Raw genomic sequence first — 1,489 nt, 5'->3', positions numbered from 1 at the left:
CCGCATGAGACATCCGGTGTCAACCCTCTTCAATGTTTTGGATCATGGCCGAGGTGTGCAAGGCCGGGTTGTAGGTGGAGCCATCGGTCCAGATTCTCCAGATGACGCGGCTCCAGGCGCGAGCCAGTATGCGCACTGCGTGCGGGTGATCGCAGCCGCGCTTGCGCGCGGCGTGGTAGACGCTGGCGGCCCAGGGACTGGTCAGTCGCGAGTTGTCGGCCAGGCAGGTGATGGCGCGGCGCAAGCGGTGGTTGCAAGCCCATCGGAAGGCGACACTGCGGCTCTTACCCGACTCGTAGGTGACGGGCACGACCCCAGCTTCCGCGGCCAGTCGTTCGGGTGTGGGGAAGCGCTGCGGCACGTCACCCAGTTCGGCAAGGATCTGAGCGGCGCAGATGCAGCCGGCGCGCGGCAAGGACATGATGCTGGCGGCCTGGGGCAACTGCTGCATGGCAGCCTCGATCTGGCGTTCAAGAGCCTTGATCTGGACCAGCAAGGGCTTGAGAACGGCCACGAGCGCCAGCGCGGCGACAGCGTGGGCCTGGGCAAGCGCCGGCTCGCAGGGGCTGACAGCGGCGGCTTCAAGACGTTGCAGCAGCACGGCGGCCGGGCGCTTGCCGCTGTAGCCCTGACGCTTGCAGAACGCGTCGATCTGGCGCGCACTCAGCTTGCGTGGTGCGGGCCAGCGCTCGATGAAGGCCAAGCCGATGGGCGAGTCGACGGCCGCGAAGATGACGGTGGCGCCCGGCCAGTAGCTGTCCAGAAGCGCAGTCAGCTGGTTGGCCAGACGGATGCGACTGCCCACGAGGTCATCGCGAGTGCGAACCAGCGCGCGCAAGCCGCGGATGTGAGCCGACTGCGGCTGCAAGGGCTGCCAGCGATGGCCGTCGGTGCGCAGCAGGTCGGCCAGCATGAAGGCGTCGCTCGCATCGCTCTTGGCATTGGAACTGCGGTAGCGCGGTCGGCTGGCCTTCACGGCGTTGGGGTGGATGGCGAACACCTGGTGGCCAGCCTCCACCAGGAGGTCGATCAGCAAGCCCGAAGGCCGTTCGATCGCCACGGGCAGGGCCTTGCCGAAGCTGCGCAGGAACCGCAGCAGCTCGCTCAAGCCGGCCTGATCGTGGCTGACCTGCAGGCTCTTGAGCTCGCTGCCGCTGCGATCGATGACGCAGACAGCGTGCGAGCGGTAGGCCCAGTCGATTCCGACAAAAACGCATCGAGACATGGACAACCTCCAGTCGTTTCGGTTAAGACTGTCCGTGTCGGAAGGCGCTGCGGGAAGCTCATTGATTGGCGCTCTGGCTTGCGAGGCGTGGCGCTACATCCGGTAGCCCGTTGCGGCCTTCCGGCACCCCGGGTGTTGCAGGTCTCATGCGGGCAATCGAGTTGCCAGCGCCGTTGGCAATCACCACAGGGGCACGGAAGTCCGATTGCTACCTCAGCACTCGGCCAAAGCAGCGTCAAGTGGGAGGATGCCCAATGAGCGCCA

Annotated in this window: 1 protein-coding gene; it reads right to left on the bottom strand. The window is 66.2% G+C overall.

Features of this window, described 5'->3' with window-relative positions; translation table 11 throughout:
- Positions 1-19: 19 nt before the first annotated feature.
- Entirely contained in the window at positions 20-1,225 is a 1,206-nt protein-coding gene (locus H8R02_RS29975; protein WP_187085700.1) for an IS110 family RNA-guided transposase, read from the bottom strand.
- Positions 1,226-1,489 lie beyond the last annotated feature (264 nt).

This window comes from Ramlibacter albus (assembly GCF_014297445.1).
In the GTDB taxonomy this organism is placed as follows: Bacteria; Pseudomonadota; Gammaproteobacteria; order Burkholderiales; family Burkholderiaceae_C; genus Ramlibacter; species Ramlibacter albus.
The sequence above is the reverse complement of the archived record's forward strand: the minus strand, read 5'-3'. Positions and strand labels throughout refer to the sequence as shown.